This is a genomic window from Mesorhizobium sp. WSM4808, from assembly GCF_055811675.1.
Genome location: NZ_JBVVQX010000002.1, coordinates 152,760 through 164,982, shown reverse-complemented (window position 1 = coordinate 164,982; position 12,223 = coordinate 152,760). Strand labels below are relative to the sequence as shown.

Here is a 12,223-nt window from a genome sequence, read left to right as displayed (position 1 = left end):
GCATAAAAACAAAGACCTAAAGCGCGTCGCATGAATCCGTTTCAGCGCGACGCGCTTTAGACGATTGCGGTCGCCGAAACCTGATGCCGCGACATCTCGATCGCCGAAAACCGTTTCAGAAACGCGTTCTGCGCCCAGGTCACCGAGCGTGGCGTGAAATCGAAGCGGTCGGCATTGAAGCCGCGCGGACGGCCGAAGAACTCGGTCGCCTCGGCGGTCGAAAAGCCGGCGAGCAGCGTTGCCTCGAAATAGGCGGCGATCTGGTCGGCGCGCTTGATCTCCTTGCGCAGCGCAGCACTTGGCTCCTGCGGCAGCGAGAAGCGCAGATGGATGGCGCGCTGCAGCCGCAACTCACAATCCTTGTAGCTGCCGCCCATCACCGATTTGAACGGTGAGATCATGTCGCCGATGACATATTCGGGGGCGTCGTGCAGAAGAGCCGCCAGCCGGGCGTCGGCCGAAGCCTCGGGTACCAGGTCGCGGAACAGCGCTTCGACCAGCAGCGAGTGCTGGGCAACCGAAAAAGCATGCTCGCCACTGGTCTGGCCGTTCCAGCGGGCAACGCGGGCGAGCCCGTGCGCAATGTCTGAAATTTCGATGTCGAGCGGCGAGGGGTCGAGCAGGTCGAGCCGGCGGCCCGACAGCATGCGCTGCCAGGCGCGTGCCGGCGCGCCGACGCGGTCGGCCGCCATCAGGCCTCCTCCGCGCTGACGGCTTCCTGCGGGAAGGCGAATTTTGCCCAGCGGGGAATGGCTAGTGTAACCGGAATGTTCGCCGCCATGATCGGCAGGTCGGCGTCGAGCGCCGCCTTGATCCGGTCGATGCGCGCAATCGCCAGACCGATCGTGCCGGCGGTCGAGCCGAGCGTGCCAACCGGCCTGCCTTCGACGGTCAGTTCGGAGCCGGGCGCGGGCAGGGGCCGGTCGGCTGACACGATCAGAACGCGTCGCCTGGCGGTGCCGCGATGCTGCATGCGCGAGACGACCTCCTGGCCGACATAGCAGCCCTTCTTGAAGCCGACGCCACCGGTTTCGTCCAGCAGCACGTCGTGGGGAAAGGCGTCTCCGAGTTGGTAGTCGCTGCCGCTTTCGGCAATGCCGCCGGCAATGCGGAAGGCTTGCCACGCGGCAAGATCGCTGCGCTCATCTGTTTCGCCATAGGAACGCGTGACGGCACCCTTCGGAAAGCGCGTGTCGGCGGCCGCCGTTGAATCGGATTGCGAGGGTGTTGATTCATGTCCCCATGCAACGGTGACAAATGCCTGATCGGATTTGGCAATCTCGACCTTGGCGCGCAGTTTGTAGAGCGTCAGCCGGCGTATGAAATCGTCCGATATGTCGGCTCGGCATTCGAGCCGGAATGCATTCTCGCCGGTGCGCGAGATCAGGAAATCGAACAGGATCTTGCCTTGCGGCGTCAGCAGCGCACCGGGCTTGGCTTCGCCGGGAGCTAGGATGTCGAGATCGGTGGTCAGGATGTTCTGCAAAAAATGCTCGGCATCCGGACCTGATACGGAAACGAGGGCGCGGTCTTTGAGCTGGGCAAAGGGCATGGGCGGAAAAGCAACCTGATCTTGCAAAACGGTCGGCCTTTACGTAAGCCGCTGGCACTCCCCCCGCAAGAGAGCATGGCCATGATCTACGACCTCATCCTGACAGGCGGCACCGTGGTCAACCACGACGGCGAAGGGAGACGCGACATCGGCGTGAAGGGCGCGCGCATCGCCGCCATCGGCGATCTCCGCCAGGCCTCGGCGGGCGAGACGATCGATTGCCGCGGCCTGCATATCCTGCCGGGCGTCATCGACAGCCAGGTGCACTTTCGTGAGCCGGGATCGGAGCACAAGGAAGATTTGGAAACGGGTTCGCGCGCGGCCGTGCTTGGCGGCGTCACCGCCGTGTTCGAGATGCCCAACACCAATCCTTTGACCACCAGCGAGGCAGCGCTTGCCGACAAGGTTCGGCGCGGCACGGATCGCATGCATTGCGATTTTGCCTTCTGGGTCGGCGGCACCCGCGAAAACGCTGGGGATGTCGGCGAGCTTGAGCGGTTGCCGGGCGCGGCCGGGATCAAGGTTTTCATGGGCTCGTCCACCGGCGACCTGCTGGTCGAGGACGACGAAGGTGTCGCCTCGATCCTGAGAAACACGCGCCGCCGTGCCGCCTTTCATTCGGAAGACGAATTCCGGCTGCGCGAGCGTCTTGGCGAGCGCATCGAGGGCGACCCGGCATCGCACCCTGTCTGGCGTGACGAGATCGCCGCCTTGCGCTGTACCGAACGGCTTGTACGCATCGCGCGCAGCGTTCGCGCCCGCATTCATGTCCTGCACATCTCGACCGCCGAGGAGATTTTGCTCCTCGAACAGCACAAGGATGTCGCGACCTGCGAGGCGACGCCGCATCATTTGACGCTCAGCGCCGACGACTATGCGCGGCTCGGCACGCTGATCCAGATGAACCCGCCGGTGCGCGCCGCCCGCCATCGCGACGGCGTCTGGCACGGCATTGCGCAAGGCATTGTCGACGTGCTCGGCTCCGACCATGCGCCGCACACGCTGGCCGAGAAGGCCAAGCCGTATCCGGCCTCTCCGTCGGGAATGACCGGCGTGCAGACGCTGGTGCCGATCATGCTCGACCACGTCAATGCCGGCCGGCTAACCTTGCAGCGCTTCGTCGACCTGTCCAGTCATGGCCCGCAGCGGATCTTCGGCATGGCCAGGAAAGGCCGCATCGCCGCCGGCTATGACGCCGACTTCACCATCGTCGACATGATGCGGCGCGAGATGATCACCAATGCGCAGGCCGGCTCGAAAGCCGGCTGGACGCCTTATGATGGCAGGGAAGTGACGGGTTGGCCGATCGGCACCGTCATTCGAGGCCGACGTGTCATGTGGGAGGGGGAAATCGTCACGCCAGGCCAGGGCAAAGCGGTGGAGTTTTCCGAGGCATTGCCCGTCTAGGCTCCCGGATCTCTGCAAGGGCAGAGGCAGAAAGCTCAATCCCCGGCGACGAAGAACGACCACTGTCCGGCAGGCGTGATGCCGACACGGTAGAAAATATAAGCGCCGAACTGCTTCATGTCGTTGAAATCGCCAGCGGTGACGATCTTGAACAGCTCGACCCGCTGCTTGGCGTCCAGCTTGTCCAGCGGCAGGGCGAAGAAATACGGCCACACATAGAGTTCTTGTGGCGTGCCGGCATCGAGGTGGACGTAGCCGGCATTAAGCACCTCCTCCAGGATGGCCAGAATCTCCTGACCGTCTGGGTCGCCGGAGAGGCCCTTGAGGAAGGCGATGGCGTCGCCGTCTATGTCGGTCAGCGATATCTGTGTCATGCTCTCGCCCGTGCCGATCAACGGCCGCAGCTTTTCGATATCGCCGCCCTTGCAGGCTTCGACGATCAGATCGTGCATGCGCCGCACCGGTTCCGGCAGCTTGCCGAGATCGTAGACGACCTCAGGCACCGGCGTTTCCGGATCGACACGCGGTCTGGTCACGCCGCCATCCGCCGGACTGTCCGGCTCGGCTTCGGCAGGAGCAGTCGGCTGGCTGGCCGGCGGCGGTGTTCCGACCGGATTGGGCATTGGCACGGCGCTTCCGGAGGGCGACATGTCGTCGTCGGCCGGCGGCGTGACTGTCGGGGGGAGCTCTTCGCGCTTGATTTCGCTCAGCGCATACACGGGGCTGCTCGCGAGACACACAAGCAGGGGAATCGCGGCACAGCAAGCGGCGAAGGAGATGCGAAGGACCAAGCCACACGGCTTGCCTGACATCGAAAAACTCACTGCCCGTTTCTCCCTGCTTCCGGGCATGACGCCCGAGCGGCATGTTGCCGTCAAAGAACCGGACGTCGGTTCAGTGCCGCAGCCGTTCAGGTTCGAAGGCGCCAGCAATCACCTTTTCACGCATACGGTCGAGCAGGGCAAGGGCCGAGGTCTCGCCATTGGCACGCAACATCTCGCCGAAGGCTGTTTCGAGCGCTGCTTCGGCAATGATCTCGGGCTCTATCCCGGCGGAGAGACCTTCCGCCCAGGCCTCGCTGTGGCTTTCCACGGCGGTCAGGCGTTTTTCTTCCCTGACCAGCGCGTCGATGTCGTTGACACCATGTTCCATAAGCGAATGTCCACCCTTTCAAGCTGCGATCCGTCGATGTGTTTCACACGCAGGGACAATTAAGTATTTGTAAATACGACATTTTTTTGATCGTCTTTTACAAAGCCCGATTGCCTTGTGCGAAGCTGCGTTCAGTCCGAGTCAAACTTAGCCGATTGGGGCGGCCTGCGGGGCGAAAACCTTCAGTTTGAGTTAATTCCGCTTTCGCGCGGTAAGGTTTCGTTAATACTGTTGCCGAAGTGCAACATGACGATTGCACCAAGAGATCGCCTGGCACAAGCCGATATATCGGCTTGTGCCCGGCAATGATCCGGATAGTTGTTGATGAGCGAGTGCCTAGTTGCCGTAACGCGAGGCGATATCGCGAGACAGCGTCTCGCCTTCCTTCATGTAGCGGCTGATGGCTTCGGTCGCCGAGGGCGTACACCTCGTATAGGTGCCGCCGAAGGAGCGGTAGCCGCGATTGAAGCTGGCAATGAAGCGGGCGCGCCGCTCGGCGTCCGGATTTTCCGAATCGAGCAGTTTTGTCATTTCGACACGCCACTGGTCGCCTTTCTCGCCGCACAGATTGCGCAGGAAATGCAGCGAGCCCAGAACCTCCGCCAGCCGCATCAACCCAGGCTCGAACGGCGATTCGGCGCTGAGCGCGGGCCGTATCGAAACGGTCGCGACGACCGCAAGACACGCGGCGAGGAGCATGGACGGACGGTTCATAAGCCTTCTCTACCCAACGGCGTGGCTCTGCCAAACAGGATAAGTCTTTGTGGCGAAACAATTTGTCGCCTGCAAGGCTGTTTTCAGGGCTTCGGCCCGTCGTCTCCGCGGGGGTCCAACAACTCCTCGGCCACGGCGAACACCGAGCCGGCGAGCGGCAATGCCGCCATCTCGCTGAGTGTATAGAAGGCCGCCGTCTCTGCGTCGTCGCTGGCTACCGCCTCGCCGCCGGCATAGGCCGCGCCGAAGACCGTGAGGAGGTAATCGACCGGGTGGCTGTCATCCCTGCCGTCAATGTGGATTTCCCGCAGCGGGCAATAATTTGTGGCGCGCAAACCGGTTTCTTCCAGAAGTTCGCGCTCTGCCGCTGCCTCCAGCGTCTCGCCGGGTTCGACCTTGCCGCCCGGAAAGGCATAGAGCCCTTGCGAGGGTTGCCGGGCTCGCTTGACCAGAAGCACGGTGTCTGCACGCACGACGGCGACCGAGACTGCCGGAAGTGTCTTGCGCGCTTCGTTCATGGGTTCCCGATCAGGCGTGTAGGCAGGTCTGTTGTAGACCACCCAGCATGGGCAAGCTTTAGCGGTTGCGCAATGCCGGTTGCACCGGCACTTTCAGAAACCGAACCTTTCAAAGGGCGCCAATCGACCATGTGCGGACGTTTTGCCTTGACCGCGACGCCGGACCAGACTGCCGCCTTGCTAGGCTTGGCGGAACTGGAGGATTTCCCGGCGCGCTACAACATCGCACCAACCCAGCCGATCCTGATGGCGGTCGCCGGCCCTCCGCGGGCGCCGGGCTCCAATTTGCCCGACCGGCAGCCAATGCTGGTGCGCTGGGGGCTGATCCCGACCTGGGTCAAGGATACCAGGGAGTTTCCGCTGCTGTTCAACGCGCGCTCCGAAGGGGCTGCCGAAAAGGCGTCGTTCAAGGCCGCCATGCGCCATCGCCGCGCCTTGGTGCCGGCCTCCGGCTTTTATGAATGGCGGCAAACCGGCGGCAAGAAAGGCCAGCCTTACTGGATCCGGCCTAGGCATGGCGGGTTGGTCGCCTTTGCCGGCCTGGTCGAGACCTATGCCGAGCCGGGCGGTTCGGAAATGGATACCGGCGCCATTCTGACCATCAACGCCAATGCTGATATCGCGCATATCCACGACCGCATGCCTGTGGTGATCGACCCCAGGGATTTCGCCCGTTGGCTGGATTGCCGCACGCTCGAACCGCGTGATGTCGCCGATCTGTTGCGGCCGGCTCAACTCGATTTCTTCGAGGCCATTCCCGTCTCCGACCTGGTCAACAAGGTCGCCAACACCGGACCGGAGGTTCAGGAGCGGGGCGAGATCGGGCCGGAGCCCGAAAAGGTCAAGCGCCAGAAGCCCGGCGCGGACGACAATCAGATGACGTTGTTCTAGCTGAACTGTTCTTCAGCGACGTATGTCTGCGCCATTTGCCAGGCGCCCTTGGCGCCGGGCCGCACACCACTTCAGGCGGCGCGGGGCGACACGATCTTCTGTACCGGCTTTTTCTTCTTCGCGGTGTGAAGGAGGGCGGCGACGATCGCGGCCGGGCCGATCGCGCGGTAGTGGTTGGCCAGTGCCGGCTGCTTGGCTCGGTTGGCTTCCTGCTTGGTTCGGGGCATGTCTCTCTTCCCAGGTAACATTTTCGTGTCTGCGTTTGATGGCCGATTCTGACCAAATCGTGACGCCTGCTGATCTAGCCGGCGAATGTTTCATGACTGTGCCGACATGTTTAATAAAATGTTTCAGTGCATCATTACCTGTGATCCAGCGACGTTTTTGCCGAAACTTGCGACTTGACGGCAACACATGCCAAGGCGATAAAGCCGCCCATGAAAACGTCTTTCGCCATTTGTGGCATTTGCATTATTGGCTAGCCTCGCGCTGGTCCGGACGTTTTCGCCTCATCTTTCCCCAGATTGGACAAACGCCCCGGCCAGCAGGCTGGAGCCTGATTTGCGTTTCGCGCAGGGCTGGCTTCGTCAAATTGAGTTCTGAACCGGGAAGGCACGAATGTCCGACGCATCGCAGGGCCTGCGCCTCTACAACACGCTGACGCGGACGAAAGAGGATTTCGTCCCGATCGATCCAGACAATGTGCGCATGTATGTCTGCGGCCCGACCGTCTACGACTTTGCCCATATCGGCAATGCCAGGCCGGTGATCGTCTTTGACGTGCTTTTCCGCTTGCTGCGTCACGTCTATGGGCAGGCGCACGTCACCTATGTGCGCAACATCACCGACGTCGACGACAAGATCAACGCGCGCGCTCTGCGCGACTTCGGCGGCGAGATCGCTTCCGGAACACTTTCGCTCAACGAGGCGATCAGGCGGGTCACCGAAAAGACCGCCGATCAGTTCCATCGGGACGTGGCGGTTCTCGGCTGCCTGGAGCCGACGGTCGAGCCGCGCGCCACCGAATTCGTCGAGCCCCGCGCCGACGGCAAAGTCGACATGATCACCTTGATTCAAAGCCTGATCGAACGCGGCCATGCCTATGTTGCCGCGGGCGAAGTCCTGTTCGATACGGCGTCGATGCCGGACTACGGCCAACTGTCGAAGCGCAATCTCGACGAGCAGCAGGCTGGAGCTCGCGTCGCCGTCGACGCGCACAAGAAAAATCCCGGCGATTTTGTCCTGTGGAAGTTGTCGTCGCCGGAGGAGCCTGGCTGGAACTCGCCATGGGGCAGGGGCCGGCCGGGCTGGCACATCGAATGCTCGGCAATGTCGGCCGCCTATCTCGGCGAGGTGTTCGACATCCATGGCGGCGGCCTCGACCTGATCTTCCCGCACCATGAGAACGAGATCGCCCAGTCGCGCTGCGCCCATGGCACGGATGTGATGGCCAATATCTGGATGCACAACGGCTTCCTCCAGGTCGAAGGTCAGAAAATGTCGAAAAGCGTCGGCAATTTCTATTCGATCAACGAACTGCTCGAGACCGAGACGTTTGGCGGCCGCAAATGGCCGGGCGAGGTCCTGCGGCTGGCGATGCTAATGACGCACTATCGCGAACCGATCGACTTTTCCGTGCGCAAGCTGGAAGAGGCCGAGAACACGCTGCGCAAATGGAAGCGGGCCGCCGACCTTGCGCCGGCCGCCGCAGGACTGCTGCCCGTGCAGGTCATCGATGCCTTGTCGGACGATCTCGCAACCTATGCCGCCTTCCAGGTCTTGACGCAATTGGCTGGCGAGGCAGCGGACGGCAACGATGCGGCGGCTGCGCTGAAGGCGTCGCTGCTGTTCCTCGGCTTCGATGTCGCGTCGGCGACGGTTGATGAAGACCACGTCGCCAAGGCAATCGCCAAGCGTCTCGCATTCATCGCCGCCAAGAACTGGGCCGAGGCCGACCGCATCCGCGACGAACTGCTGGCTCAAGGTGTACAGTTGAAGGACGGTAAGGATCCGGTCACTGGCGAGCGCATCACCACCTGGGAGGTAAAAAGATGATCGACCATCTCGGCATCACCGTTGCCGATTTCGACGCTTCGAAGGCTTTCTATGACAAGGCGATGGCCCCGCTTGGTGCGGCGCTGCTTTACATGGTGCCGCTGGAATATACCGGGGGTGCCAAGGTCGGCGGCTATGGCCGTGACCGGCCGGTGTTCTGGCTGAGTACCGGCAAGGACAAGCCCAGGGATCACCAGCACGTCGCCTTCACCGCGCGCAGCCGCGCCGAGGTCGATGCCTTCCATGCCGCAGCCCTTGCCGCCGGTGGCAAGGACAATGGCGGGCCAGGCCTGCGGCCGCATTATCACCCGAGCTACTATGGCGCCTTCGTCTTCGATCCCGATGGCAACAATGTCGAGGCCGTCTGCCATGTCCCGGAGTGAGCGGTGATGAGCCTCGACAACCGGCCGGTCTACACCGGCGGCTGCCAGTGCGGCGCGGTGCGCTTTCGCGTTGAAGGCGCGCTCGGCGACGCTTCGGTCTGCCATTGCCGCATGTGCCAGAAGGCGTTCGGCTCGTTCTATGCGCCGCTGGTTTCGGTGCGTGGCGCCCGGCTCGACTGGACGCGCGGCGAGCCGAAATACTTCCGCTCCTCCAACCATGTCGATCGCGGTTTTTGCGCGGATTGCGGCACGCCGCTGACCTTCACCGCGCCGGACGGCGTTGGCCTCGCCATCGGCGCGTTCGACAATCCGGCGGAGATCGTGCCGCTGATCCAATGGGGCACCGAGGCAAAGCTGCCTTACGTCGATACGATCCCGCAATTGCCGGGCGAGGAGACGATGGCCGACGTGTCGTCGGCCTCTTATCTGGCGGATCTCGTCTCCTATCAGCATCCGGACCACGACACCGAACAATGGTCGCCAAAGGAAAGATCATGACCGATCAGGTAAGAACCGGCGGCTGCCAGTGTGGCGCCGTGCGTTTCCGCATTCATGGAGCGCTCGGCCGTCCATCGATCTGCCATTGCCGGATGTGCCAGAAGCAGTTCGGCTCGTTCTTCGGTGCACTGGTCACGGTGCCCAGGGACGGCGTCGAATGGACCCATGAAGAGCCGAGCTATTTCCAGTCGTCGGTCAACATCGATCGTGGTTTCTGCGCCCGCTGCGGCACGCCGCTGACCTACCGGCAGCCCGGTGGACTTGAGATCGCTATTGGTGCCTTCGACGACCGCTCCGATCTTGCCCCGCAGATCCAGGTCAACTACGCCGCGCGGCTGCCCTGGGTGGAGATGATCTTCGATCAGCCCGTCCACCAGGATCCTGATTATTACAACAGGCAGGAATCCATCATCTCCTTCCAGCACCCAGACCATGAAACAGCGGACTGGCCGACCAAAGGTTTGCAGCTATGAGCAGTCAATTGCGTACGCTTTATCCCGAGATCGAGGCGTTCGATTCCGGCATGCTGGATGTCGGCGACGGCCATCAGGTCTACTGGGAGCGCTCGGGCACGAGGGGCGCCAAGCCGGCGGTGTTCCTGCATGGCGGGCCGGGCGGCACCATTTCCCCAAAACACCGGCGGCTGTTCGACCCGAAGCTCTACGATGTCATCCTGTTCGACCAGCGCGGCTGCGGAAAATCGACGCCCAACGCCTCGCTCGAAACCAATACGACCTGGCACCTGGTCGCCGACATCGAACGCCTGCGCGAAATGGCCGGCTTCGACAAATGGCTGGTGTTCGGCGGCTCCTGGGGGTCGACGCTGGCGCTCGCCTATGCCGAGACGCATTCCGATCGCGTCAGCGAGTTGGTGGTGCGCGGCATCTACACGCTGACGCGAGCCGAACTCGAATGGTACTATCAATTCGGCGTCTCGGAAATGTTCCCGGACAAATGGGAGCGCTTCCTGGCGCCGATCCCGGAGGCCGAGCGCGGCGACATGATGGCTGCCTACCGCAAGCGGCTGGTCGGCACGGATCGCAAGGCGCAGATCGAGGCGGCCCGCGCCTGGAGCCTGTGGGAAGGCGAAACGATCACGCTTTTGCCCGAGCCGGAGACCAGCGGACCATTTGGGCAGGACGACTATGCCATCGCCTTTGCCCGCATCGAGAACCACTATTTCGTCCATGCCGGCTGGCTGGAGGAAGGGCAGTTGCTGCGCGACGCGCACAAGCTGGCTGACATTCCCGGCACCATCGTCCATGGCCGCTACGACATGCCGTGCCCGGCGCATTATGCCTGGGCGCTGCACAAGGCCTGGCCAAAGGCGGATTTCCACCTGATCGAGGGCGCCGGTCATGCTTATTCGGAGCCGGGGATTTTGGATCGGCTGATCCGCGCGACGGACAAGTTTGCAGGCAAATGACCATGACCCGCGAGCGCCTCTATCTCTTCGACACCACATTGCGCGATGGCCAGCAGACCCCTGGCATCGACTTTTCCGTCGAGGACAAGATCGCCATCGCGAAACTGCTCGATGCTTTTGGCCTCGACTATGTCGAAGGTGGCTATCCCGGCGCCAATCCGACCGACACCGCCTTCTTCCAGGAGAAACGTACGTCGCGCGCCAAATTCGTCGCCTTCGGCATGACCAAACGGGCTGGGGTGTCGGCTTCCAACGATCCCGGCCTTGCGTCGCTCGTGCAATCCAAGTCGGATGCCATCTGCTTCGTCGCCAAGAGTTGGGACTACCATGTCCGTGTCGCGCTCGGCTGCACCAATGAGGAGAACCTCGACGCCATCAAGGCCTCCGTCGAGGCGGCGATCGCCGCCGGCAAGGAGGCGTTGGTCGACTGCGAGCATTTTTTCGACGGCTTCAAGGCCAATCCCGATTATGCGCTGGCCTGCGCCAGGACCGCCTATGATGCCGGCGCGCGCTGGGTGGTGCTGTGTGACACCAATGGCGGCACGCAGCCCTCGGAAGTCCGCGCCATCGTCGAGAAGGTTATTTTATCAGGTATTTCAGGCGATCATCTCGGCATCCATGCCCATGACGACACCGGCCAGGCCGTGGCCATTTCCCTCGCCGCTGTCGAGGCCGGCGTGCGCCAGATCCAGGGCACACTCAATGGCATCGGCGAGCGCTGCGGCAACGCCAATTTGATCTCGATCGTACCGACGCTGGCGTTAAAACCGGCCTTCGCCGATCGTTTCGACACCGGTATTTCGGCTGAGGCGCTGACCGGCATTTCGCGCCTGTCCCGCGCCTTCGACGAACTCCTGAACCGAGCGCCAGAGGCACAGGCGCCCTATGTCGGGGCCTCTGCTTTCGCCACCAAGGCAGGCATCCATGCCTCCGCGCTGGCCAAGGAGCCGGCGACCTATGAGCATGTACCCCCGGAAACGGTCGGTAACCGCCGCCGCGTCATGGTTTCGGACCAGGGCGGCAAGGCCAATTTCCTCGCCGAGCTGAGGCGGCGCGGCATCGAGGTGCCGAAGGACGATCACCGGCTCGACGCGCTGATATCAGTGGTCAAGGAGCGCGAGGCCGAGGGCTACGCCTATGAGGGCGCCGATGCCAGCTTCGAGCTCCTGGCACGCAAGATGCTGCACGGCCTGCCGGAGTTCTTCAACGTCACCTCGTTCCGCTGCATGGTCGAGCGCCGCTTCGACGCCAACGGCCAGCTGAAGACGGTCTCCGAAGCGATCGTCAAGGTGGTGGTCGACGGCGAGGAGAAGATGTCGGTGGCCGAGGGGCATGGGCCGGTCAACGCACTCGACATCGCGCTGCGCAAAGACCTTGGGAAATTCCAGGGCGAGATCGCCGACATGGAGTTGGCCGACTTCAAGGTGCGTATCCTCAATGGCGGCACCGAGGCGATCACCCGCGTTCTGATCGAATCGCATGACGGCACCGGCGCGCGCTGGTGGACGGTCGGCGTTTCCGAAAACATCATCGACGCCTCGTTCCAGGCGCTGATGGATTCCATCGTCTACAAGCTGATGAAGAACCGCGAGATGGCCGGACTGGTGGCCGCCGAATAGGGTTGAAC

15 protein-coding genes are annotated in these 12,223 nt (G+C 62.7%); 8 read left to right on the top strand and 7 right to left on the bottom strand.

Features of this window, described 5'->3' with window-relative positions:
* Positions 1–56: 56 nt before the first annotated feature.
* Positions 57–692 (bottom strand): HD domain-containing protein, encoded by a 636-nt coding sequence (locus tag AC0L2U_RS03565; protein WP_127397530.1) that lies wholly within the window; start codon positions 690–692, stop codon positions 57–59.
* The gene (gene ygfZ / locus AC0L2U_RS03560; RefSeq protein ID WP_127810880.1) at positions 692–1,552 is read right to left on the bottom strand and encodes a CAF17-like 4Fe-4S cluster assembly/insertion protein YgfZ; all 861 of its coding nucleotides are present in this window, start codon (positions 1,550–1,552) and stop codon (positions 692–694) included. The genes AC0L2U_RS03565 and ygfZ overlap by 1 nt, the downstream gene beginning before the upstream one ends.
* A 75-nt stretch (positions 1,553–1,627) precedes the next feature.
* Here ygfZ and AC0L2U_RS03555 point away from each other — a divergent pair, with 75 nt between their 5' ends.
* Positions 1,628–2,959 carry a dihydroorotase gene (locus AC0L2U_RS03555; protein ID WP_473601394.1) on the top strand — a complete coding sequence of 444 codons (1,332 nt, stop codon included), beginning with the start codon at positions 1,628–1,630 and terminating at the stop codon, positions 2,957–2,959.
* Between the two features lie 35 nt (positions 2,960–2,994).
* On the opposite strand, the gene AC0L2U_RS03550 is transcribed toward AC0L2U_RS03555, so the two are convergent.
* From AC0L2U_RS03550 to AC0L2U_RS03535, 4 genes are all read right to left on the bottom strand, one after another.
* On the bottom strand, positions 2,995–3,783 hold the full coding sequence (locus tag AC0L2U_RS03550) for a hypothetical protein (protein WP_164762549.1): 789 nt from the start codon (positions 3,781–3,783) through the stop codon (positions 2,995–2,997).
* Positions 3,784–3,853: 70 nt separating this feature from the next.
* On the bottom strand, positions 3,854–4,111 hold the full coding sequence (locus AC0L2U_RS03545; RefSeq protein WP_008874920.1) for a hypothetical protein: 258 nt from the start codon (positions 4,109–4,111) through the stop codon (positions 3,854–3,856).
* A gap of 336 nt (positions 4,112–4,447) precedes the next feature.
* A complete protein-coding gene (locus tag AC0L2U_RS03540) occupies positions 4,448–4,825 on the bottom strand; it encodes a TIGR02301 family protein (RefSeq protein ID WP_127327243.1) in 378 nt (125 codons plus the stop codon).
* 83 nt (positions 4,826–4,908) lie between these two features.
* A complete protein-coding gene (locus AC0L2U_RS03535) occupies positions 4,909–5,343 on the bottom strand; it encodes an NUDIX hydrolase (RefSeq protein WP_128289803.1) in 435 nt (144 codons plus the stop codon).
* Positions 5,344–5,472: 129 nt separating this feature from the next.
* On the opposite strand from AC0L2U_RS03535, the gene AC0L2U_RS03530 reads away from it, so the two are divergent.
* Positions 5,473–6,234, top strand: coding sequence for an SOS response-associated peptidase (locus AC0L2U_RS03530; RefSeq protein WP_292634191.1), 762 nt, complete (start codon positions 5,473–5,475; stop codon positions 6,232–6,234).
* 71 nt (positions 6,235–6,305) lie between these two features.
* On the opposite strand, the gene AC0L2U_RS03525 is transcribed toward AC0L2U_RS03530, so the two are convergent.
* The gene (locus AC0L2U_RS03525) at positions 6,306–6,461 is read right to left on the bottom strand and encodes a hypothetical protein (RefSeq protein WP_081738801.1); all 156 of its coding nucleotides are present in this window, start codon (positions 6,459–6,461) and stop codon (positions 6,306–6,308) included.
* 391 nt (positions 6,462–6,852) lie between these two features.
* Between AC0L2U_RS03525 and cysS the strand changes: the two genes are divergently transcribed.
* From cysS to cimA, 6 genes are read left to right on the top strand one after another with little or no spacing between them, the layout of a single operon-like run.
* Positions 6,853–8,289 carry a cysteine--tRNA ligase gene (gene cysS, locus AC0L2U_RS03520; protein ID WP_127327246.1) on the top strand — a complete coding sequence of 479 codons (1,437 nt, stop codon included), beginning with the start codon at positions 6,853–6,855 and terminating at the stop codon, positions 8,287–8,289.
* The gene (locus AC0L2U_RS03515) at positions 8,286–8,672 is read left to right on the top strand and encodes a VOC family protein (protein ID WP_127268542.1); all 387 of its coding nucleotides are present in this window, start codon (positions 8,286–8,288) and stop codon (positions 8,670–8,672) included. The genes cysS and AC0L2U_RS03515 overlap by 4 nt, the downstream gene beginning before the upstream one ends.
* 6 nt (positions 8,673–8,678) lie before the next feature.
* Entirely contained in the window at positions 8,679–9,170 is a 492-nt protein-coding gene (locus AC0L2U_RS03510) for a GFA family protein (RefSeq protein WP_473601392.1), read from the top strand.
* On the top strand, positions 9,167–9,643 hold the full coding sequence (locus AC0L2U_RS03505) for a GFA family protein (protein WP_128289804.1): 477 nt from the start codon (positions 9,167–9,169) through the stop codon (positions 9,641–9,643). Before AC0L2U_RS03510 ends, AC0L2U_RS03505 begins: the two co-directional genes overlap by 4 nt.
* Positions 9,640–10,596: a prolyl aminopeptidase gene (gene pip / locus AC0L2U_RS03500; RefSeq protein WP_128289805.1), complete on the top strand. Its 957-nt coding sequence runs from the start codon at positions 9,640–9,642 to the stop codon at positions 10,594–10,596. Before AC0L2U_RS03505 ends, pip begins: the two co-directional genes overlap by 4 nt.
* On the top strand, positions 10,593–12,215 hold the full coding sequence (gene cimA / locus AC0L2U_RS03495) for a citramalate synthase (protein ID WP_206622078.1): 1,623 nt from the start codon (positions 10,593–10,595) through the stop codon (positions 12,213–12,215). Before pip ends, cimA begins: the two co-directional genes overlap by 4 nt.
* The last annotated feature ends 8 nt before the right edge of the window (positions 12,216–12,223 follow it).